The organism is Holophagales bacterium (assembly GCA_016699405.1).
Classification (GTDB): Bacteria; Acidobacteriota; Thermoanaerobaculia; order Multivoradales; family JAGPDF01; genus JAAYLR01.
Genome location: CP064972.1, coordinates 3338146 through 3359759, shown reverse-complemented (window position 1 = coordinate 3359759; position 21614 = coordinate 3338146). Strand labels below are relative to the sequence as shown.

At 69.7% G+C, this 21614-nt stretch carries 15 protein-coding genes; 8 read left to right on the top strand and 7 right to left on the bottom strand.

All coding sequences use genetic code 11. The features are described 5' to 3' along the window. Positions 1-466 precede the first annotated feature (466 nt). The 3 genes from asnS to mutL all read right to left on the bottom strand — a co-directional run bounded on the left by asnS (position 467) and on the right by mutL (position 4507). Positions 467-1774 carry an asparagine--tRNA ligase gene (gene asnS, locus IPJ17_13830; GenBank protein QQR72581.1) on the bottom strand — a complete coding sequence of 436 codons (1308 nt, stop codon included), beginning with the start codon at positions 1772-1774 and terminating at the stop codon, positions 467-469. Between the two features lie 118 nt (positions 1775-1892). After that, complete coding sequence (gene rnc / locus IPJ17_13825) at positions 1893-2648, bottom strand: ribonuclease III (protein QQR72580.1); 756 nt, start codon at positions 2646-2648, stop codon at positions 1893-1895. Then, positions 2645-4507 carry a DNA mismatch repair endonuclease MutL gene (gene mutL / locus IPJ17_13820; protein ID QQR72579.1) on the bottom strand — a complete coding sequence of 621 codons (1863 nt, stop codon included), beginning with the start codon at positions 4505-4507 and terminating at the stop codon, positions 2645-2647. Before mutL ends, rnc begins: the two co-directional genes overlap by 4 nt. A 438-nt stretch (positions 4508-4945) precedes the next feature. Between mutL and IPJ17_13815 the strand changes: the two genes are divergently transcribed. Beyond that, complete coding sequence (locus IPJ17_13815; protein ID QQR72578.1) at positions 4946-5572, top strand: sigma-70 family RNA polymerase sigma factor; 627 nt, start codon at positions 4946-4948, stop codon at positions 5570-5572. Then, positions 5569-8523 carry a serine/threonine protein kinase gene (locus IPJ17_13810; GenBank protein ID QQR72577.1) on the top strand — a complete coding sequence of 985 codons (2955 nt, stop codon included), beginning with the start codon at positions 5569-5571 and terminating at the stop codon, positions 8521-8523. The genes IPJ17_13815 and IPJ17_13810 overlap by 4 nt, the downstream gene beginning before the upstream one ends. A gap of 254 nt (positions 8524-8777) precedes the next feature. Here the strand turns inward: IPJ17_13810 and IPJ17_13805 are convergent, their stop codons facing one another. Then, positions 8778-9824 (bottom strand): fatty acid desaturase, encoded by a 1047-nt coding sequence (locus IPJ17_13805; protein QQR72576.1) that lies wholly within the window; start codon positions 9822-9824, stop codon positions 8778-8780. A 109-nt stretch (positions 9825-9933) separates the two neighbouring features. On the opposite strand from IPJ17_13805, the gene IPJ17_13800 reads away from it, so the two are divergent. Together IPJ17_13800 and IPJ17_13795 are read left to right on the top strand one after the other, a co-directional pair. Then, positions 9934-10845, top strand: a complete 912-nt coding sequence (locus tag IPJ17_13800; protein QQR72575.1) for a hypothetical protein — start codon at positions 9934-9936, stop codon at positions 10843-10845. Continuing rightward, complete coding sequence (locus IPJ17_13795) at positions 10842-11570, top strand: response regulator transcription factor (GenBank protein ID QQR72574.1); 729 nt, start codon at positions 10842-10844, stop codon at positions 11568-11570. Before IPJ17_13800 ends, IPJ17_13795 begins: the two co-directional genes overlap by 4 nt. Here IPJ17_13795 and IPJ17_13790 read toward each other — a convergent pair. Continuing rightward, positions 11552-12064, bottom strand: coding sequence for a dCMP deaminase family protein (locus IPJ17_13790; protein ID QQR76174.1), 513 nt, complete (start codon positions 12062-12064; stop codon positions 11552-11554). The genes IPJ17_13795 and IPJ17_13790 overlap by 19 nt on opposite strands. A 503-nt stretch (positions 12065-12567) precedes the next feature. Here IPJ17_13790 and IPJ17_13785 point away from each other — a divergent pair. Next, positions 12568-13134: a zinc ribbon domain-containing protein gene (locus IPJ17_13785; protein ID QQR72573.1), complete on the top strand. Its 567-nt coding sequence runs from the start codon at positions 12568-12570 to the stop codon at positions 13132-13134. A gap of 270 nt (positions 13135-13404) precedes the next feature. Here the strand turns inward: IPJ17_13785 and IPJ17_13780 are convergent, their stop codons facing one another. Further along, positions 13405-14418 carry a DUF3494 domain-containing protein gene (locus IPJ17_13780; protein ID QQR72572.1) on the bottom strand — a complete coding sequence of 338 codons (1014 nt, stop codon included), beginning with the start codon at positions 14416-14418 and terminating at the stop codon, positions 13405-13407. A gap of 756 nt (positions 14419-15174) precedes the next feature. On the opposite strand from IPJ17_13780, the gene IPJ17_13775 reads away from it, so the two are divergent. After that, entirely contained in the window at positions 15175-16770 is a 1596-nt protein-coding gene (locus tag IPJ17_13775; protein ID QQR72571.1) for a hypothetical protein, read from the top strand. 134 nt (positions 16771-16904) lie between these two features. Here IPJ17_13775 and IPJ17_13770 read toward each other — a convergent pair whose 3' ends face one another. Beyond that, positions 16905-19619, bottom strand: a complete 2715-nt coding sequence (locus tag IPJ17_13770; protein QQR72570.1) for a pyruvate, phosphate dikinase — start codon at positions 19617-19619, stop codon at positions 16905-16907. A 358-nt stretch (positions 19620-19977) separates the two neighbouring features. On the opposite strand from IPJ17_13770, the gene IPJ17_13765 reads away from it, so the two are divergent. Together IPJ17_13765 and IPJ17_13760 are read left to right on the top strand one after the other, a co-directional pair. Further along, positions 19978-20877 carry a DUF2202 domain-containing protein gene (locus IPJ17_13765; GenBank protein QQR72569.1) on the top strand — a complete coding sequence of 300 codons (900 nt, stop codon included), beginning with the start codon at positions 19978-19980 and terminating at the stop codon, positions 20875-20877. Between the two features lie 110 nt (positions 20878-20987). Beyond that, the gene (locus tag IPJ17_13760; protein ID QQR72568.1) at positions 20988-21605 is read left to right on the top strand and encodes a hypothetical protein; all 618 of its coding nucleotides are present in this window, start codon (positions 20988-20990) and stop codon (positions 21603-21605) included. Positions 21606-21614 lie beyond the last annotated feature (9 nt).

Genomic DNA, 21614 nt, shown 5'->3' with positions numbered 1-21614 from the left:
AAAGGAACGAGGCGGACGAAAAAAGGGCGAGGGCGGAGAGCCGCCCTCGCCCCGCACAGCGTGGCGATCGCCGGTCAGCGAATCGCGAAGGAACGTCGCTCCCGGCCCCGGGACGCGGGGGAGGTCGCCCGGGGACGCGAGGTGTCGACGATCCGGAACGCTGTGCTCGAACCGATCCGCATTCCGAGACGATCTGCTTTTGACATCCTTGACGGCACATCTCCGGCCGCGACGGCGCACCGCCCCGGAGGCGGCTCGACGGTCGGCTGGACGTGGGCTCTCATCGGATGGCTTGGCAGCGTCGCGGTCCGCGGCATCGGGATCGGATTACCGCAATGCGGCAAGATGATACCGCATCGCGGCATTCGCGTCCAATGGCCGCGAGCCGTTCGTCTGCCCCCGGGAGGGCGCGCCCATTTTCCTCCATCGACCGAGGCGTCGCAGCGCTTCGCGTCGCTCGACGGCCTCAGGGGTAGATCTTGTAGAGCAGACGCGGATACGGGATGGTCTCGCGCACGTGCTCGAGCTTCCCCATCCAGGCGACGAACCGCTCGAGCCCCATCCCGAAGCCGGAGTGCGGGAAGCTTCCGTACTTGCGCACGTCGAGGTACCACTGGAACGCCTCGATCGGGAGGTTGTGCGCCTGGATCCGGCCGAGCAGCAGGTCGTGGTCGTGGATGCGCTGGCTGCCGCCGATGATCTCGCCGTAGCCTTCCGGCGCCAGAATGTCGAGGCCGAGCACCACCCGCTCGTCCTGCGGATCCGGCTGCATGTAGAACGCCTTGAACGCCGCCGGGAAGCGGGTCACCATCACCGGTCGATCGAAATCCTCGGCCACCAGCGTCTCTTCGTCGGCGCCGAAGTCGTCACCCCAGACGATCGGGTTCCCCTTCGCGTTGAGCCGGGTGATCGCCTCGGTGTAGGTGATCCGGGGGAACGGCCCGCGGACCCGTTCGAGCGCCGAGGTGTCGCGCTCGAGCACCTTGAGGTCCTCGGCGCAACGATCGAGCACCCGCGCCACGAGCTCGCTGACGAACGACTCGGCGAGCCCGCAGAGCCCCTCGAACTCGAGGAACGCCACCTCGGGCTCGACCATCCAGAACTCCATCAGGTGGCGCCGGGTCTTCGACTTCTCCGCCCGGAAGGTCGGGCCGAAGCAATAGACCTTGCCGAACGCCGCCGCCGCCGGCTCGAGGTAGAGCTGACCGGACTGCGAGAGATAGGCCTTCTCGCCGAAGTAGTCGGTCTCGAAGAGGTTCGAGGTCCCCTCGCAGGCGGCCGGCGTCAGGATCGGCGAGTCGATCTTGACGAAATCGCGGCAATGGAAGAAATCGTGGATCCCCTGCTCCACCTCGCTGCGGATCCGCAGCGCCGCACGCTGGCGGCTCGACCGCAGCCAGAGGTGGCGGTTCTCCATCAAGAACGCGACCCCGTGCTCCTTCGGGGTGATCGGGAAATCCTCGGTCAGACTGTCGACGCGGAAGTCGCTGAGCAGCAGCTCGTGCCCCCCGGGGGCGCGCGCGTCGGCGCGCACGACGCCGACCGCCGTGACCGTCGACTCCTGCGTCACCCGCTCGGCGTCGGCCCAGGCCGCTTCCGGAATCTCCTTGCGGCTGGCCACCGCCTGCACGATCGCGCTGCCGTCGCGAATCTGCAGGAAAGCGATCTTGCCGCTCGATCGCTTCTGGGTGAGCCAGCCACGCACCGTGACGGTCTCACCAACATGCTGGTTGAAGCGCGACACGGCGACGACGGGAAACGGCGAAGTGGTCATGGCCGTCGGATCATAGAGGCGGCCTTTCGCGAGGGTCAAGGCGCCGCAACGCGGCGCGCCCCCCCCGGAAGACCGCGGGCGGCAGCGCCGAGCCGAGCACCGCGACGACCCCGGCCGTTCACGGAGTCGCCAGGACCTCGAGGGCGGCAGCAGCAGCGGCCTGCTCGGCCGCCTTCTTCGTGCGCCCGACGCCGCGACCCAACACGCGTCCGTCCACCACACAAGCAATGGTGAAGGTCTTCTCGTGGTCAGGGCCCTGCTCCTCGACGATCTCGTAGGCCGGCAGCGCCCACCCCCGCGCCTGGCTGACTTCCTGGAGAGCGGTCTTCGGGTCGCGTTCGACGGCCGGTCGCGTCCAGGCCGCGGAGGCTTCGAGCAGGCGCCACGCAAGCAGTCGCGCCGGACCGAGACCGCCGTCGAGGTAGATCGCTCCGAGCAGCGCCTCGACGACATCGGCGAGGATCGACTCCTTGCCGCGACCGCCCGACCGTTCTTCGCCGACCCCCAGCCGCAGCCAACGTCCGAGTCGCATCCCGTCGGCATGCCGCGCCAACGCCAGCTCGCTGATGAAGTAGGCCTTCTCCTTCGAGAGCTCTCCTTCCGGGCGCTCGGGATAGCGCAGGAAGAGCCACTCGGCCGCCACCAAGCCGAGCACCGAATCACCCAGGAACTCCAGCCGCTCGTAGTGCTCGCCGCTCTCGCGCTCATTGGCGTAGGAACGGTGCGTCAGCGCCGTCTCGAGCAGTCGCCGATCGCGGAACGGCCAACCGAGGAGCGTCTCGAGCTCTTCCAGCTCGTGCGAGTGCGCGTCCACCCCGAGCCAGCCAAACAGCCGCTCCGGCAGCGATCCTCCGGGACCGAGTTTCTCGCTCATCGCCGTCCGAACCTCCTCTCGAGATCGGCGTCCGACAGCACCATGACGATCGGCCGACCGTGGGGACACGCGAAGGGCTGCTCGCAAGTGAAGAGCTCGCCGATCAGCCGCTCGAGCTCGACCGGCCCGAGCGGCTCGTGCATCTTGACCGCCGCTTTGCAGGCCAGACTGGCCGCGAACGCCTCGAGCAGGCGATCGCGCACACCGGTCTGCCCTTCGCCACGCGCCGCCGCCAGCTCGTGCAGGAGCGCCGCAGCCTGCTCGGCCCGCAGCGACGTCGGAACGGCCACCACCCCGAGGCGCCCACCCGCGATCTCGCGGAGCTCGACCCCGGCCGAGGCGAGCTCGTCGGCCAGCTCGAGCAGCCGCAAGGACTCGCTGCGCGAGACCTCCAGAATCAGCGGCTCGAGAAGCGTCTGGGTGGACGGGATGCCCTTCGCCGCGAAATCACGCCGCAAACGCTCGAAGAGAATCCTCTCGTGCGCCACGTGCTGGTCGACGACATACAGGCCATCCGGCCCTTCCAGAAGCACCAGCGAGCCTTTGTACTGCCCCACGAGTCGGAATGGTCTTGGCTGGCCATCGCGCCCCGACAACGGTACCGGCGCCCGCTCCAGCGGCGCGTACACCGCTTCCGCGATCCGCGCCCCTTCACCCAGGGGAAACGACTCGCCGACTCCAGGAAGGGACGGAACGCCTGTCTTCCCTACCCAGCCGTCTTGTCTCTCGAAGCCCCCCCAGGAGGTCCCTTCCGCGACGACCGATCCACCGGCCAGCGGCCGGCTCCATCCGCCGAGTCCTTCACCGACAAACGGCGCCGGCCCGACTCCGTGCGGCGTGCGCAGCGGTGCGTCGACCTCGCCGCGCGCCGCGCCGAGCGCCGGCCGCAGCCGCTCGATGACCCGGTCGAGCAACCCGGGATCGCGAAAGAGCACCTCAGCCTTCTGCGGATGAACGTTGACGTCCACCTCCTCCGGCGGCAGGGTCAGGAAGAGGATCAGCGCCGGCGCTTCGTCGCTTCGCCACTCCTCGCGCACCGCGCGGTAGAAGGCGGCGTTGAGCAGGCGGTCGCGCACCAGCCGCCGGTTCACCCAGGTGAAGAGTCGCCGCGCCGAGGAGGCGCCCGGCTGTCCGACGAAGCCGCGGCACCAGTCGAGGTCCGGGGCGAGCGGCGCGCCAGGGATCTCGACCAGCCGCTCGGCGAGCTCGCGCCCGAGGACCTCGGCGACTCTCTCGCGCAAGGCCGTCGCCGGATCGACCCGCCCGGCTTCGAGCAGCGTCCGGCCTTCGTGGATCACCGTGAAACGCACCTCGGGCCAGGCCAGTGCGTAGCCTTCGACGACCTCGAGGCAGCGTCGCAGCTCGGTTCCCGTCGACTTGAGGAACTTGCGGCGTGCCGGGACGTTGAAGAAGAGCGAGCGAACCTCGATCGTCGTGCCTTGCGCCAGCGCCACCGGCTCGACCGAGAGGATCCGCCCACCCTCGATCCGCACGCGAGTTCCGGCCCCCGGGGCCTCGGCGGTCCGCAACTCGACGCGCGCCACCGCGGCGACGGTGGCAAGCGCCTCGCCGCGGAAGCCAAGCGTGGCGACCTGCTCGAGGTCGTGGAAGCTCTCGATCTTGCTCGTCGCGTGCCGGTCGAAGGCCAGCAGGGCGTCGTCCGAGCTCATCCCGGAGCCGTCGTCCGCGACAAGGATGCGCGCCTTGCCCCCGGTGTCGAGCTCGATGCGCACCGCACCGGCACCCGCGTCCAGGGCGTTCTCCAGCAGCTCCTTCACCACCGAAGCCGGACGCTCCACCACCTCGCCGGCGGCAATCTGGCTGACCAGATGGTCGGGGAGGAGGTGGATCCGGCTCACCAGCGGATCCTAGCCGCAAACCGCACCCCCTCCCGCGGGAAGGACCGGCGGAGGGGGAGGAAGAAGTCGGGATCCTGGCACCGAGCTCGTCGGCTCGGGGAGCGACTCCCGGCAGCGCGAAGGCCACCACCGCAGGAGCGGCCCGGCGGGAGAAGCTCCAGGCGCCGCCGAACGACGCTCGCGGAGCGCGGGGAAGACCCCTGGCACCTTCCCAGCACCGTCCCAGAACAAGCCCCGGAAAGACCCCTGGCACCTTTCCAGACCCCTGGCACCTTTCCAGACCCCTGGCACCTTTCCAGACCCCTGGCACCTTTCCAGCACCTTCTCCGGAACCTTCCCGGGAGCGGCGGTGGGTTCCCAACCGGTCCGGGCCGATCCACGCGGCGAGGGCGAGCTCTTGTAAACTCCCGCCACCCTTCGTCGCCGGGAAGATCCACGATGTCGAGCTCACCGAGTTTCGTCGAGCTGTTGCAGGATGCGCGCTCTGGGGCCCCCGAGGCCGACCAGCGCCTCTACGAGGACATCTACGCCGAGCTGCGCCGAGTCGCCCGCCGGCAGCGACTTCGCTGGGGAGCCTCGCCGACGCTCAATACGACGGCCGTGGTGCACGAGAGCTACCTCCGGCTCTGTCGCGGTACCGATCTCCAGGCCGAGGATCGCCAGCATTTCCTGAACCTGGCAGCGAGGGCGATGCGCAGCGTCCTGATCGACGCGGCACGCCGCCGAGCTACGGCAAAGCGAGGTGGCGATCCCGAGCTCACGCCACTCGACGAGGCCGACGAGCTACCCGAGATCGCGCTCGAGCGCGCTCCCGAAGACCTGCTCGCGCTCGACGCTGCCCTCGTTCGGCTCGAACGAGCCGAAGCGCGGCTCGCGCGTGTCGTCGAGCTGCGGTTCTTCTGCGGCCTCTCCGAGCCCGAGGCCGCGGCCGCGCTCGGAGTCGCCGACCGGACCGTCCGCCGGGACTGGAGGAAGGCGCGCGCCTTCCTCCTCGCCGAGCTCGGTGGCGTCGTCGACCTGCAACCTGCCGCCCCGGAGGCGGCCCGGCCCTCCACGCTCTCGTGAGCCGCCCGAGCGACGATCCGGCGGTCGATCGCCGAGCGCTGGAGCTCTTCGACGAGCTCGTCGAGATGCCGCCGGCGGAGCGCCAGGCGACACTCGCCCTCGTGCGCGCTGGCGATCCAGAGCTCGCCGAGCGCGTGTCGGCTCTCCTCTCCGCCGATGCCACGGGCTCCCCGCTGCTTGGCGCGCGAGAGGTCCCTCGCTCCGGCACCGTTCCCCGCGGCGAGCAGGGAATGCCTGGCACGCTGCTGGGCCCGTGGCGTCTCCTGCGGCGGATCGGACAGGGGGGGATGGGCGAGGTCTGGGAGGCCGAGCGCACGGAAGGCGACTTTGCGCAGCGTGTCGCCGTCAAGATCGTGTCGCGGGAGCTCACAAGCCCGAGCTTGCGAGCACGATTCGCTCGCGAGCGCCGGATCCTCGCTCGGCTCGACCATCCCTCGATCGCGCGACTCGTCGACGGCGGGGTCGCGAACGACGGCACGCCCTGGCTCGCCATGGAGCTCGTCGAGGGTCTCCCGCTCACCGAGCACTGCCGCTCCCTGGCCCTTCCTCTCGAGGCGGCCTGCCGCCTGCTGCTTGCCGTCGCCGAGGCCGTCGACCATGCCCACCGGGCGCTCGTCATCCATCGCGACCTCAAGCCCTCGAACGTGCTCGTCGATCGCGCGGGCCGCGTTCGCCTCCTCGACTTCGGCATCGCCAAGCTGATCGAGGACGGAGAGACCGGGACGGAGAGCAGCGACTTCGCTGCCGCCCCGGCAACCGCCTTGACCCGGCTCGAAGAGCGGCTCCTGACGCCGTCCTACGCCTCTCCCGAACAGGTTCGCGGCGAACCGGTCTCGATGGCAACCGATGTGTGGGCGCTCGGCGTCCTGCTCTTCGAGCTGCTCGCGGGGCGTCGACCCTTCGACCGTCCGGGAGCCAGCCGCGTCGAAATCGAGCATGCCGTGCTCGAACGCGAACCCGGGAGTCCGTGGGCGGGGAACGCGGGGCGATTCCGGCCAGGCCGCCGGCTGCGCCGAGACCTCGAAGCGATCACCGCCCGCGCCCTGGCGAAGGTGCCCGCCCAGCGCTATCCATCGGTCGACCGGTTCGCCGCCGACCTCGCGTCCGCGCTCGCCGCGCACCCGATCGCCGCGCGCCGGATGGGATTCGGGACGCGCAGCCTGCGCTTCCTGCGCCGCCACCGGATCCCCGCCGCGCTCGTCGCGCTCACGCTGTGCTCCATGGCAGTCGGCGCCGGAGTCAGCCTTCGCCAGGCGCGCGCGCGAGCCCTCGAGGCCCGCCATGCCAGTGAGCTCGGTGCATTTCTCTCGCGCCTCTTCGAGGTCGCGAGCCCCGAGGTCTCCGGCGGAGCGACGGTCACCGCACGCGATCTGCTCGACGAGGGCGCCCGTCGTCTCGACGGCGAACTGGCCAGCGACCCGAAGACGCGCGCCGCCTTCGCGCGCACGCTCGCCCGGCTCTACCAGGAGCTCGGTGAAGGCCAGCGCGCGATCGCCCTGGCGCGAACGGCGCGCGACCTCACGGTGGCCGCCGAGGGAGTCGGCTCGAGCCCGGCCGCCGAGGCCCGCGCGCTAGTGACGCACGTGCTCTCGGACGGCGACGATCTCGATGCCGCCGAGCGTGAGCTCCTCGCGGCCGAATCCGCCGGCACCGAGCACGGGACGCCAGGCGCCCGTGCCCTCCTCGAAGCCCGCGCCGCCCTGCTCCAGCGCCGTGGCAAGCCACTCGAGGCGGTAGAGATCCAGAAGCAGCTGGTGGCCGCTCTCGTGGCCGACCCCGACCCTTCCGCCGCGCTCGCGGCGCGGGCGAAGCTCGCCGAATACCTGACCGCGGCCGAACGCTCGGGCGAGGCGATCGAGATCCTGCGTGACGTCGTCGTCGCGGCCACCGAGCGCTTCGGGCCCGAGCATCCCGCGACGGCCCGCGCCCGCGCCAACCTGGGCATCGCGCTGAGTCAGGCTGACCACACCAGCGAAGGAGTTGCCGAGCTGCGCGCCGCCCTCGCGATCCACCGTCGCGCCCAAGGCGCGGCTCACCGCGAGACCGTTTCCTCCGCCAAAGAGCTGGCCGCCGCCCTGCGGCTCGACCATCAGATCGACGAAGCCTCCGAGGTGCTGGAGACTGCGGCTCGCGCCCTGGCCGAGACCGGTGCCGAACGCTCCTACCTGTACGGCAACGTGCTGAACGAACGCGCCATCCTGCTGCACCGGGTCGGCAAGTATCGCCAAGCAGCCGACGTGCTCGAACGCGTCGTCGCGATCTGGAGCGCGCTGCTGGGCCCCGATCATCCGAGCACTCTGCAGGCACGTTCCAATCGTGTGGCCTGCTTCGTCGACGAAGGGCGATTTGCGGAGGCGGAACCTTTGGCCCGCGACGTGCTCACCCGCCAGCGCAAGGTGGCGACTCCCGTCGCCCTCACCGCGCCGCTGAACACTCTCGGCATTCTGCTCGTCGACCTCGATCGGCCGGCCGAAGCCGAGCCGCTCTTCCGCGAATCGCTCGCTATCAACCTGGCCGCCAACGGCGAGTCTCACGACTTCACGATCTACAGCCGCACGCTGGTGGCCACGGCAGCACTCGCTCGCGGCGCGTTGGCGGCGGCGAGCGAACAGCTCGACCATGCGCTCGCCACGATCGACGGCAACGAATCGCTGCGCGCGCGGCCCTGGGCGGCCCTCTGGACCACGCACGCCGTGCTCCTCTGCCGCACCGGTCAGTTCCGGAATGCCGTCGAGACCGCACGCCGCGCCCTTCGTACCCGCCTGGAGAGCCTGCCGGTCGACAACTGGCGGGTTGCCGAGTCGCGCCTGGCTCTCGCCGAGGCACTCGCCGGCAGCGGAGAGAGGAGCGCGGCCCGCAGTGAAGCGCAACAGGCCCTGGCCGTGCTGGAACGCAGCCGCGGCGAACTCCACCCGCTGACGCGCCGGGCACGCGCCCTGCTCGCCTCCTAGAGCGAGCTACGGGCGCCCACCCGGCACACGGGAGGTCGAGTCGAAGCCGCATCCGAAGGCGAGGGCCTCTGCGGCCGGGATCACCATCGATCGCCTTCCATGGTCGGGATCTCGGGCACTGCCAAGGCGACCGGCACTCCGCCTGCGGCGAGGGGGGAGGCGCTGGCGACCCGGGCGGTCCATCCACCCCACCGCCGGGTCACATCCAACCCGCGACCTCGACCGCACGGCCGAGGTCGCCTCGGCGGGGCGGATCAGCTCTGCATCGGCTGGGCGGCGGGCACAGCCGCTGGCGCGGTCCGGCGGGCCAACCCGGCAAAGCTCACCATCGTGCGCTTCTCTTCGTCCCACAGCTTGAGGCGCGCACACTTCAGGCTCTGCCGGATCGTCAGGCGCGTGACGCGCTGCATCGAGGGGTTTTCGCGAAACGCCTCGGCCAGCCGGTAGTTGGGAATCTGACTCGCCAGGTGGTGGATGTGGTGGTAGCCGATGTTGCCGGTCAGCCAGTGGAGAACCGGCGGCAGGTCGTAGAAGGAACTGCCGTGCGCGCCGGCACGGTAGTAGTCCCAGGCGTCGGCGTGCTCCCAGTAGGTCTCTTCGAACTGGTGCTGGACGTAGAAGAGCCAGACGCCGAGCGCGCCGGCCACCAGGACGATCGGCACATGGACGAGGAGCGCCGCCTTCCAGCCGACCGCCAGGCCGAGCGATCCGAACACCGCCACCAGGGCGACGTTCGTCCCGAGAACACTCCGCCACTCGCGCTTCCAGGCGAACGGAATGTCCCACGGGAAACGATGCTTGACCAGGAACTGGTAGGCCGGTCCGATGCCGAAGAGCACCACCGGGTGACGGTAGAGGCGGTAGAGAAAACGGCGGACCGGCGACAGCGCGAGGTACTCGGCCACGGTCAGCGTGCTGATGTCGCCGAACTCGCGCTCGTCGAGATTCCCGTTGCTCGCGTGATGGATGGCGTGCGTCCGCTTCCAGTAGCCGTAGGGAAAAAGCGTCACCACGCCGAGCACCGCGCCGAGGGCGTTGTTGGCGGTGTGGGAGGGGAAGAACGCCCCATGTCCGCAGTCGTGCTGAATGATGAACAGGCGGACGAAGAAGAACGCCGTCGGCACGGCGAGCAGCAGAGTCCATCCGTAGGAGCCGCCGAGGCTCCACAGCATGAGCACCCAGAGCGCCAGGAAAGGCAGCGCCGTGTCGGCGAGCTGCAACAGCGCGCGGCTCCAGCTCGCCTTCTTGTACGGCGCGAGCAGCTCACGCCAGGCCTTCTCGTTCTGCGGGTCGATGGTCATGGTCGAGAGTATGGCCGTCCACAGGGTCAGGCGCGGTCAGCGCTCTGTCACGAAACTGTCCGCCGCCCCCGCCCTCCCGCCCGGCGGCCGGTTCGATAGCATGGGGCCGATGCATTCCCGTCGTTCGGCCCGGCTGATCACCATGTACGTCCTGTCGCTCGCCGCGACGCTGTCCCTGCTGGTCGTCTGGGTGGTCTACGTGGTGCGCTCCGGCGCCGCCGAGCGGCTCGACTGGTCGCTGCTCTCGATCGGCTCGACGCTCCTCTTCTTCCTCATCGTCGGCCTGACCTACCAGCTCGCCCAGGCGCTCGCCGCGCGCCGCTACGCTCTCAAGCAGGAGGAGTTCATCTCGAACATCACCCACGAGATGAAGTCGCCGCTGGCGGCGATCAAGCTGCACGCGCAGACGCTCCAGCAGTCCGACGAGCTCGACGCCGTCGTCCGCCGTCGCTTTCTCTTCACCATCGAGCAGCAGGCCGACCGCATGGCGGCGCTCGTCGACGCGGTGCTCGAGAGCAGCCGGCTGCTGGCCCGCAAGCGCCTCCTCGACCTCCACCCGGTCGACCTCGGTTCGTTCGTCCGCGGCTACCTCGAGGCCGCCCGAGCGCAGGCCGAGAGTCGCGGCGTGGCGCTGCGCGCCGAAGTCGAGACCTCCTCGCGGGTTCTCGGCTCCGAGGAGGCGCTCCGCCAGGTCCTCGACAACCTGATCGACAACGCCGTGCGCTTCTCCGAACGCGGCGGCGAGGTACGACTGCGGGTGTTCAGCGAGGACAGCGTCGCCCACCTCGAGGTCGAGGACGACGGCGTCGGCATTCCGAAGAAGGAGCTGGCGAGCATCTTCGACCGCTTCTACCAGGCCGGGCGACAGGGTGTGCCGCACCGCAAGGGTGCCGGGCTCGGCCTCTCGATCGTCAGTGGTCTCGTTCGCGAAATGCGCGGTACAGTCCGTGCGTACTCTCAGGAGGACCGCCCGGGCGCCCGACTGGTCGTCCGCCTGCCCGTGCTCGAGGAGATCCCATGACCGCGCCGCCAGCCGCACCGCGCGTGCTCGTCGTCGAAGACGACGATGCGATCGCCCAAGGGCTCGTCTTCAACCTCGAGCGCAAGGGCTATTGCGTCGAAGCTTCGAGCGACGGCCTCGACGCGCTCGCCCGCATCCAGGCGACGACCTTCGACCTCGTCCTGCTCGACGTGCGCCTGCCCGGAATCGACGGTTTCGAGGTCTGCCAGCGCCTTCGCCAGGCGGGGGTGCTCACGCCGATCCTCATGCTGACCGCCCGCGGCCAACCCGACGACGTGATCTTCGGGCTGAAGATGGGCGCCGACGACTACGTCGTCAAGCCGTTCGATCTCGCCGAGCTCCTGGCGCGGGTCGAAGGCATGCTGCGGCGTCTCGCCTGGTCACGGCAGTCGAGCGTCGCCGGAAGCGGCCCGACCGAAGGCAGCCAGCGGCGAGAGTTCGGCGACTTCTGGGTCGACTTCGACAGCTACGAAGCGAAGACGCGTCGCGGGGTCGTCCAGCTCTCGCAGAAGGAGATCGCGGTCATGCGCGTCTTCCTCTCGCGGCCGCAGCAGGTGGTGACGCGTCGCGAGCTCCTCACCGAGGTCTGGCAGCTCCCCCACCATCCGAACGAGCGCGTGGTCGACAACGTGATCGTCGCGCTGCGCCAGCACTTCGAAGAGAACTCGGCACGCCCGCGCCACATCCTCAGCGTGCGCGGCGTCGGCTACCGCTTCGTGCCCTGAAGCGGCGACGCCGGACCGGGCGGCTCCGGGACCGTCCGTAGCACGATGCCGGACTCGGCCACGAGGCGCTGATAGAGCGCCTCGAGCTCGCCCTCGTAGGCGAACGGCTCGGCGAAGACGATCGAACGGATCCCCGCCTGGATCGACTCCTTGAGGCAACCGAAGCAGGGCCGCAGCGTCGTGTAGAGCGTCCCGCCCTGGGTCGCGTTGCCGTGTCGCGCCGCGAACACGATGGCGTTCTGCTCGGCGTGCACGCAGATGCAGGAGTCGTAGCCAGCCCCGACCGGTGCGTCGGAGGCGCAACGGGGGCAACCGCCGTCGATGCAGTTGCGGACGCCGACCGGCGTGCCGTTGTAACCCGTCGCGATGATCGCGTTGTCGACGACCACGAGCGCCCCGACCTGCCGCCGCACGCAGTTCGACCGCGCCGCGACCGCTCGCGCGATCGCCAGGTAGTACTCGTCCCAGCCCGGGCGCACCCGCACCGTTTGCATCTGCTCCGCTCGGTCCGTCATGTCGCACTCCCGATCGCCAAGATCGCGCCGCCGGCCGAGGAAAGATCGCCGGAGCCGCCTGGGCCCAGAACCCGCCGGTGACGGACGCCGAGCGCCGTCAACCACGGCGCGCGGCCGCGGTCCTTCTCCCCGGGCGACCTCGCACCGCTCTTCCGCCGGGGTCGCGGCAGGCTCCGGTGCAACCTCCGGCATCGCGCCGAATGATCCCCCCGCCTCGACGGCTGCACGGCCACCCTGCTGGTTGCGGCGAAATGTACCACTCCCGGAATTCTCGTCCGCGCTGAAACCCACCGCAAGCGAACGGGGAGTACACTTGCACGAGAAACTCCTTCCCCGGTTCCTTGCCACGCCGAGCGCACCGCTTGGTTTGCCCCGGGTCGGCTCGTTCGAGGATGACGTCTCGCGCGCCAGGCGTCGCGCCGTGGGACGCGAGCCGTGCGTGAGGTCCGGTTGACGATTCGCTTCGACGGGGGAACGCCGCCATGCCGACCTGCCCGAAGTGCTCCTTCGAGCTGCTACCCGACGCCGTGGATTGCCCGGCCTGCGGCATCGTGCTCGCCAAGTACCGCCCTCCAGGGTCGACCGAGCCGCCGCGAGAGGCAGTTCCGCCGGCGCCGCCGCCGCTGCCGCTCGACACCCTGGTGGCCCATCCGCCCCTCTCCCCATCGACCTTCGACGCACTCCGCCGGGTTCGCTCCTGGATCCGCTTCCTGGCGATCTACGGCATCGTCGTTCTCGCCATCATGGTCCTCGCCGGCGTGGCCGTGCTGCTCCGCGGGCTGACCGAGCCGAGGCTCCTCCCGATCGGGGCGGTCTACCTCTTCTACGGCGCCATCGGCTTCGCGATCGTCCTGCCGCTCCTGCGTTCGGCGCAGGCGCTGCGCGACATGCCGCAACTCGGGGCGATCTTCGCCGTCGAGCACTTCATCACGCATCAGGTCGTCTTCTGGCGGCGAGCGGGCATCCTCACCGCGACGATGCTGCTGATCGCCGCCGGCCTTCTCGCGCTCGCCGCCGTGTTCGGCGGCTTGGCCGCGCTGCTGCGCTAGGCGGCAGAAGGCCAGCGAGGCGATCGCCGAGCCCTTCAGTTGCCGCTCGGAACCGGTCGCCGTCGGCCTTCACGACCCGAGCCCGGCATCGGGCCAGTCGGCCTCGGCAACGTCCCTGGCACCCGGCAAGGTTGGGGCATCAGTCCGGCGGCGATCCACCTCCTGCCATGCCGTGGCGGATCGCCGAGCGAAAGACGAAACGCCCGTGCCGACGGCGGTAGGGGCGTGTGGATCTGCACGCGGCGGAGAACAGACGGCGGCAGACGGTGCCTAGGTCGTCCGCTTTCGCATCAGGGCAAGTCCGACCAGAGCCAAGAGGGCCGCGACCAGGACCATGACGGAGCTGGAGAGCACCGGAATCGCCACCGCCGAGACCTGGGTATTCGTGATCGTGCAACTCCCACCCAGGGGCACACTCAGGCAGTTGGTCGCGTCCGCCAGATACCCCGGCACCAAGGTCTCCGAGGCCGTGCAGATCGCTGCAGCGGTGGCTCCGTTGACGACGAACACGCCCGGCACCGACTCCGAGACGCTCAGGGGTGTGTTCGTGACCGTGCCCGATGAGCAGACCAGGTCCACTTCGACCGTCGCAAGGTTGTTCGGAATGAAGTCCTTGCTGACGGTAATGGTCGCCGGCGGCGCTTCGCAACCGGCGAAGGTCATCGGCGCCGCGTCGGTTACCACGATGTCGGTGGCCGCCAGAGCTCGCCCGAGGTAGTCGCCACGCGTCAGCGAGATGGCGGTGCCCGCGAGGATCGTGCCGACGAAGTTCGAATCGGTCATCGTCGCCGCCTCGGCAGTCCACCAGTAGACATTGCAGGGCAGTGCTGAACCGGCCATGACCACCTGGAAGCTGTTCCCGGTAAGCGCTCCCACTCCGGACGTTCCGACCCTGAAGATCCAGACGTCCGACGCGCCCCCATCGAGGGTGAAGATGACCCCAGCACCCAGACTCACGCCCGCTGCTGAACAGTAGACTCCCGGGGGAATCGTCGTGCTCGTGGTGGGGATCGTGCCGTCGCAGCTCGGATTGAGGCTGGGGAGCGCGGCGTAAGCATTGCCGAAGTCCGTGACGACCGCACCCGCGACCGGGGCGTCGATCGTCCCGTTGATCGTGCAACCCGTGTTGGTGATCGAGGTGAAGGTCGTGCCGATGTTGCCATCGAGTGAGACGCCTGGACCGGTGTCGGTGCAGGTGACCGTGCCCGGGGTGGGGTTCGGGTTGGTGGCGAGAACCATGTAGTTTCCCGCCGTGCCGAGGGGCGGCGAGACTCCCTCGGCCACGACCGGCTCGGCTTGCGCCAATGCAACGAGAGCGATCCACGCGACACCTGCGAACCCTAGCTTCTGCCTGTGGTCCATGCACATCTCCTGGAGTCTGGGCTGGCGACTCGGGGGAGCGTGGAACACCGGCTGCCCTCGGGAGGCTCGGCCGCGTTGCCATCGACATCTGCCGGTAGCCCATCGTAGTTGTCGGAAGCGTCACGAGGAACCGTACTTTCCACCCAGACCCACGACGGTTCCCTGCGTGTGAACTACCTAGCGGTCCCGCCGGTGAAGGCCACAGCGGCGGCTCCGCTCGGGCTCGGGTCAGCGCCGGTCTGCGTTCGTTGGCGTTGGCTGAAGGCGCGTCCGCAAGGGACTCTCGAAGTGCGGGCACAGACCGGCGCCCGGGCCCGAGAGTCTGCTGGAGGCGGCGATGAGACACCCCTGGCGACGCCCGCTTCACCTCAGGACGAGCCCGGTTCGAGTCTTCAACCTCGCGTGAAACGAAACGGCCGGAAGGGTCCGGAAAGACCCCTGGCACCTGTTCGCACCTGTTCGGCGCACCTGTTCGGCGGAGCCCTTCTCTGTCGGCGTGGTTCTTCGGCCTCTCGGCCGACGGCCGGGTCGCCTGGCTTTCGCGGAGCCGACGCCTGCTTCGGACGCCAGGTGGCGGCGATGACGCGCGCGCGGTTCGCCCATGCGGTGGACGGGACGATCAGGAGGCTCGTAAGAAGGTCGTGCCGCGAAAGCGCGCCGTCCACCCAGAGGGCCTTCATGGGCATTAGGAACGCCGTCGATCAGCACCAGACCCTTCTCTCCGCTCTGCTCGTCTTGGGTCTCGCCCTTGCCACCTCGCCCGCACCGGCAGCGACCCTGGTCGCCTCAGGCGGCAGTGCCAGCAACCCGGTGGTCGCCGCTCTTCCCGATGGCGGCTGGGCGATCGCCTGGGAAGCGATGATTCCGAGCGGCTTCACGCAAATCCGGGTGCGGTTCCTCGAGTCGTCCGGAACACCGCGCGGTTGGGAGTGGAGCTACCCGTGGGGGGGTTTCTTCGCCGGGAGGCCTCGCCTGGCGGTCGGCGAGAACGGCCAGGTGCTGGTCGTCTTCTGGGGCGGGCGCTACGGCGTCTCCAGCCTGTTCGGTCAGCTCTTCACGCCTTCCGGAGCGCCGCTCGGCGACTCAAGAAACCTGCTCGGGCAGGTCCCGGCGTGGACTCTCGGGAGCTACGACGCGGTGTCACGTCCCGGGGCCGGTTGGTTCGTCGCCTGGACCGAGGTGCAGGGCGACCCGTCCTCGCCCGCGGCGATTCGCGCGCTCGCCCTCGACGTCGAAGGCGCCCCTGCAGGCAGTCCCCGGACGCTCTCTCCGCCGGATGGCGCGAGCCACGCGGACCCCACGCTCGCACGCCGACCCGACGGCATCGTGGCTGCCTGGTTGCGGACTCTCGCCGAGCCGACGGAGGAGGGCTCTTCGCTCACCTCTTCCGTGGTCGCTCGGCGCCTCGAGGCCGAAGGGGAACCGCTGGACGCGGTCGTCCCGATTCGGATCCAAGATGGGAGCTCGCAGCGCGACCAGGCCCCTGCGCTCTCCTCTGCCGGAGGTTCTGAAGGTCGCGCGGCCTGGTTCGCCGTCGCGGACGCGACCCACGTGCCGACTCTGCGCACCCGTCGCCTGCTGGAGGGCACACCGGCTGGCAACATGCTCGAGCTGGCGGCGCTCGCATCCGGGGCGGAGGTTGCTCGGCCGGTGCTCGCCGCCGACCTGCGCGGCCGCTTCCTCGCCTCCTGGACCGAACCGGACCCAGACCACCCCAACCCATCCTCTGCTCATCGACTGGTCGTCCAGCAGTTCGGACCCGACGCCGCACCTCTCGGCGCCAAGCGGATCGTCGCGTCCTCTCGGAGCTCCTCACCCGGAGTGGCCATCCAGGGCGACAGCAAGTGGGCCCTGGCCTGGGCCGAGACGGCAGGGGGAGAGTCCCAGATCTGGGCCGAGGTCGGCGCCTTCGCCAACGGCTGCGAGCCTACCGGGACCAGCCTCTGCCTGAGCGGTGGCCGCTTCCGCGTCGAGGCGGAATGGCAGGACCATGGCGGTGGACAGGGCGCCGGTCACACCCGGCCGCTCGCCGCCGATTCCGGCGCCTTCTGGTTCTTCGGTCCGGAGAATGTAGAGTTGGTTGTCAAGGTGCTCGACGCCTGCACGTTGCCGGCCTTCCACAGCTATTGGGTGTTCGCTGCGGGGCTCACGGACGTGGGTGTCGAGCTCACCGTCACCGACACCGCGACCGGTGAGGCCTGGACGTATCACAACCCGCGCGGCCGGGCGTTCCCTCCGGTGCAGGACACCGCGGCGCTCCGCGTCTGCCCCTGACGCCTCCGTGAGAACGGGCGCGACGCCCGCCTCGCCGCCCGTGACTCCCGGCGAGGGTCATCACCCCCAGAATGAACGAAACGGCCGGAAGGGTCGCCCCTTCCGGCCGTGGGTGGTGCAGGTGGGACGAGGAGCTACTTCGCCGTCACGCCCTTCTCGCGCAGCGCCGCCTGGGCGGCGGCGAGGCGGGCGATGGGGACGCGGAACGGCGAGCAGGAGACGTAGTTGAGGCCGATGCGGTGGCAGAGGTCGATCGACTTGGGGTCGCCGCCGTGCTCGCCGCAGATGCCGATCTCCATGCCCGGGCGGGTCTTGCGGCCGAGCTCGACGCCCATCGCCATCAGCTTGCCGACGCCGTCCTCGTCGATCGAGGCGAACGGGTTCTCCTTGAGGATCCCCTTCTCGAGGTACTCCATGAGGAACCCCTTCTCGGCGTCGTCGCGCGAGATGGCGTAGGTCGTCTGCGTCAGGTCGTTCGTGCCGTAGGAGAAGAACTGCGCGAAGCGCGCGAGCTGATCGGCGGTCAGCGCGGCACGCGGGATCTCGATCATCGTGCCGAACTTGTAGTTGACGCGACGGCCGCGCTCGGTCATCACCTTCTCCGCTTCGGCCTCGAGCGCCTGCTGCTGCACCTCGAGCTCGCGCCAGTGGCCGGCGAGCGGGATCATCACTTCGGGGTGGACGTCGATGCCGTCGGCCGCGCACTGGCAGGCGGCTTCGAACACCGCCCGCACCTGCATGCGCGTCAGCGCCGCCATGTGGATGCCGAGCCGCACGCCGCGCAGCCCCAGCATTGGATTCGCCTCGTGCAGCTTCTCCACGGAGGCGAGAATCTTCTTCTTCTCGGCGAGCTTGGCGGCGTCGCCGCCCGTCCGCTCGAGGGCGTCGACCTCCATCGCCAGCTCGAGATGCCCGGGGAGGAACTCGTGCAGCGGCGGGTCGATCAGCCGGATGATCACCGGCAGGCCGTCCATGGCGCGGAAGAGTCCGTCGAAGTCGGCGCGCTGATGCGGCAGGAGCGCCTCGAGACACTCGGCGACGATCTGCGGGTTCTCCTTGTTGAGGATCATCCGCTGCACGTGCGGCAACCGGTGGGTCTCGAAGAACATGTGCTCGGTGCGGCAGAGGCCGATCCCCTGAGCGCCGTAGCCGCGGGCGCGCTGGGCGTCGACCGGGTAGTCGGAGTTCGCCCAGACCTGCAGACGGCGGACGCCGTCGGCCCAGCCGAGCAGCTTCATCAGGTACGGGTCGTTGAAGTCCGGCACCACCGTCTCGAGCTTGGTGGCGTAGACCTCGCCCGTCGTGCCGTCGACGGAGACCCAGTCCCCCTCCTTCAGCGTGCGGCTGCCGACACGGATCTCGCGCGCTTCGAGGTCGACGTCGAGCGTCGCCACGCCGACCACCGCCGGCTTGCCGAACTGCCGCGCGACGAGAGCCGCGTGGCTGGTTCGGCCGCCGCGGCTGGTCAGAATGCCGCGCGCGGCGAGCATGCCGTGCACGTCGTCCGGCTTGGTCTCGGGACGGACCATGATGACCTGCTTGCCGTCCTGCTTGGCCCAGCGCTCGGCGGTGTCGGCGTCGAGAGCGATCTGCCCGACCGCCGCGCCCGGCGAGACGTTCAGGCCGGTCGCCAGACGGTCGCCCGCCTCGATCGCCTTCTTCACCATCGCCTTGTCGAACTGCGGGTGGAGGAAGAAGTCGACGTGGTCGGGGGTGACGCGCATCACCGCCTGCTCCTTGGTGATCAGCCCCTCCTCCACCATGTCGACGGCGATGCGCACGGCGGCCTGCGCGGTGCGCTTGGCGTCGCGCGTCTGCAGCATCCAGAGCTTGCCGCGCTCGATGGTGAACTCGACGTCCTGCATCTCCTTGTAGTGCAGCTCGAGCTTGCGGCAGATCTCGGCGAAGTCGGCATAGGAGGCCGGCATCTCGACCTTGAGCTGTTCGATCGGCTTGGTGTGGCGGATGCCGGCGACGACGTCCTCGCCCTGCGCGTTGGTCAGGTAGTCGCCTTCGATCTGGTTCTCGCCGGTGGCGCCGGAGCGGGTCATCGCCACGCCGGTGGCCGAGTCGTTGCCGAGGTTGCCGAACACCATCGTGCAGATGTTGACCGCCGTGCCGAGGTCGTGGGCGATCTTCGCGGCGTTGCGGTAGTCGATGGCGCGCTTGCCGTTCCAGCTCTTGAACACCGCCTCGGTGGCGAGACGGATCTGCTCGATCGGATCCTGCGGGAAGTCGCGGCCGGTCTTCGCCGCGAAGATCTTCTTGAACTCGCCGGTCACGCGCTTCCAGTCCTCGGCGCCCAGATCGGAGTCGTTCTCGACGCCGGCGTGCTTGCGCGCCTCGGTGAGGACTTCCTCGAAGGGCTCGTCGTCGATCCCCATCACCACCGAGCCGAACATCTGCACCAGGCGGCGGAAGCTGTCGTAGGCGAAGCGCGGGTCACCGGTGAGCTTGGCCATCCCCTCGGCGACGGCGTCGTTCATGCCGATGTTGAGAACGGTGTCCATCATCCCGGGCATCGAGAACTTCGCGCCGGAGCGGCAAGAGACGAGCAACGGATTGCCGGCGTCGCCGAACTTCTTGCCGGTCTGCTGCTCGAGACGGGTGAGCGCGGCCGCCTCTTCCTCCCACAGGCCCGGCGGGAACGTCTCGCCTGCCGCGAGGTAGGCGTTGCACGCCTCGGTGGTGACGGTGAACCCGGGAGGCACCGGCACGCCGATGCGCGTCATGTCGGCAAGGTTCGCGCCCTTGCCGCCGAGTAGCCCGCGCGCCGCATCCCAACTGCCACCCACCGCCGCCTCGGCGGCCGCTAGCTCGTCGAACCCGTACACCCACTTCTTGCTCATGGACCGACCTCCTCAGACCGGCGCTTGGCACCGGGAGTGAAATCTGCTGTTCCGCCGGGTGCGCACCCGTCGAGTCGAGGCGCGACCGCGCAGGCGAAACCCGGCCGCCACGCGGCGATCGCCGGCGTTTCGCTCCGGATTCTACGCTGCGAGCGAAACTCGCTCCCTACCCCGAGGGAGAGGAGGAACCGGCAAGAACTGCAGTCCTCCCGCAACCCGTGCCGACAACGGCCCGCCTCCGCCGCGCCGAAGGCATGCAAACACGGGCTTTCGGCGTGTGGCACCCCGCTTGCCCCGGATGACGAGGCGACGGCGGCCGAGCGATCAAGCTCCGAATCGCCGAACCAGGAGACACCTGATGGCCCAGCGCCGCACTCTCGCTCTCGCCCTCCCTCTGAGCCTCGCCATCGCGACCGCGACGTTCGCCGGCCAGGGACCCGGCAACGGACCGGGACCAGCCCCCGGCAACGGATCGTGCTCGGACCCCGCCACCTGTGTTCCCGTGGGAGACGGACCCTTCGGCCCACCGACGGGCGCCGCCGACCCGGGAAACGGTACCCCTTCCGGCCCCGGCTCCTCCAACCCGGGCGCCGGGGGCCCAGGTCCAGGGCTCGGATCCGGTGGTGATGGACAGGTCCCGGGACAGCCCCTCCTCGCCGACCTCACCTCCCTGCCGGCCGGCGACCTCACCGAGGCCCAGGCGGCGCGGATCGCCTTCGTCCGCGAGGAAGAGAAGCTCTCTCGTGACCTCTACCGGCAATTCGCCGCGACCTGGCGCATCCAGGCCTTCTCCAAGGTCGCCGATGCCGAGCAGCGTCACTTCGACCTGATGGGTTGGCTGATCTCCCGTTGCTCGCTCGACGATCCCGCGTTCGGGCAGGTGCCGGGCCGCTTCACCAATTCCTCGCTGCAGGCGCTCTACGACGAATTGCTCGCCATCGGGCAGGAGTCCGCGACCTCCGCATTGACGGTGGGCGGAATCGTCGAGGAGACCGATCTCGTCGACGTTGAAGGGCTCGAGGAGCTCGCGCCGGCCGACGACCTCGCCACGGTGGCCGAGAACCTGGCCCGCGGTTCGCGCAACCACCTCCGGGGCTTCGTCCAGGCCCTCGCGGCGCAGGGTGCCACCGACGAGCCGCCCCTCTTCGACGCCGAGACCTACGCCGCGATCGTCGATTCCGCGATCGAGCGCGGTGCGGTCGAAGCCGACGGCGAGCCGATCCCCGGAGCCGGAAGCTGCTCTCCGGCGGCGAATTGAGACACGCCAGGCGGGACCGGGTCTGCGCCACCTTCGGCCCTCGCTGCCCGGTCCCGTGAGAACCTTCGGGGGAGACGTTGCGTAGTAGCCTCCATCCCCGGAGGCTCTCGATGCGCTCGACTCGTGCTGCCCTGCTTCTCGCCGCCCTTCTCTCGTCGGCCGGTCTCGCCGCCGACTCCGCGCCGACGGTGGTGATCGACCGCACGGCGCTCCCGCAGGCGGTCACCGACCTCCCCGGCTTCGAGCGCCGGATCTTCCAGGACGGGCGCGTCTACATCGCCGGCCAGCCGAACGAGGAGGCGCTCAAGAAGCTCAAAGAGCGCGGCGTGACCCTGATCGTGAACTTCCGCACCCTCGCCGAGGTCAACGACCGCACCGAGGTCCTGTACGACGAGCCGGCGGCCGTCGCTGCGCTGGGCATGGAGTACCTGAGCCTGCCGATCGGCGGCGAAACGCCGTTCCGGCCCGAGGTGCTTCAGAAGGTGCACGAGGCCCTGCTGCGTCACCGAGGGCCGGTGCTTCTCCACTGCACCGTCGCCTGGCGCGCTTCGTACGTCTGGGCCGCCTACGGCGCGCAGTATCTCGGGCTCGACCTCGACGCCGCGCTGGCCCGCGGTCGTGCCATCGGGATCAGCGAGGACCCACTCTCGTTGCTGCTCGGCCGCAAGCTCAAGCTCGTCGACGCGGAACCGAGGCCTCCTCAGCCCACACCGGCGCCGCTTCGGTAGGTCGCGGTT

Excerpts from the sequence above, each read along its gene's own strand:
- asnS (QQR72581.1), bottom strand. The coding sequence starts at position 1,774 with ATGACCACTTCGCCGTTTCCCGTCGTCGCCGTGTCGCGCTTCAACCAG.
- rnc (QQR72580.1), bottom strand. The coding sequence starts at position 2,648 with ATGAGCGAGAAACTCGGTCCCGGAGGATCGCTGCCGGAGCGGCTGTTT.
- IPJ17_13815 (QQR72578.1), top strand. The coding sequence starts at position 4,946 with ATGTCGAGCTCACCGAGTTTCGTCGAGCTGTTGCAGGATGCGCGCTCT.
- IPJ17_13805 (QQR72576.1), bottom strand. The coding sequence starts at position 9,824 with ATGACCATCGACCCGCAGAACGAGAAGGCCTGGCGTGAGCTGCTCGCG.
- IPJ17_13800 (QQR72575.1), top strand. The coding sequence starts at position 9,934 with ATGCATTCCCGTCGTTCGGCCCGGCTGATCACCATGTACGTCCTGTCG.
- IPJ17_13795 (QQR72574.1), top strand. The coding sequence starts at position 10,842 with ATGACCGCGCCGCCAGCCGCACCGCGCGTGCTCGTCGTCGAAGACGAC.
- IPJ17_13790 (QQR76174.1), bottom strand. The coding sequence starts at position 12,064 with ATGCAAACGGTGCGGGTGCGCCCGGGCTGGGACGAGTACTACCTGGCG.
- IPJ17_13785 (QQR72573.1), top strand. The coding sequence starts at position 12,568 with ATGCCGACCTGCCCGAAGTGCTCCTTCGAGCTGCTACCCGACGCCGTG.
- IPJ17_13775 (QQR72571.1), top strand. The coding sequence starts at position 15,175 with ATGGGCATTAGGAACGCCGTCGATCAGCACCAGACCCTTCTCTCCGCT.
- IPJ17_13770 (QQR72570.1), bottom strand. The coding sequence starts at position 19,619 with ATGAGCAAGAAGTGGGTGTACGGGTTCGACGAGCTAGCGGCCGCCGAG.
- IPJ17_13765 (QQR72569.1), top strand. The coding sequence starts at position 19,978 with ATGGCCCAGCGCCGCACTCTCGCTCTCGCCCTCCCTCTGAGCCTCGCC.
- IPJ17_13760 (QQR72568.1), top strand. The coding sequence starts at position 20,988 with ATGCGCTCGACTCGTGCTGCCCTGCTTCTCGCCGCCCTTCTCTCGTCG.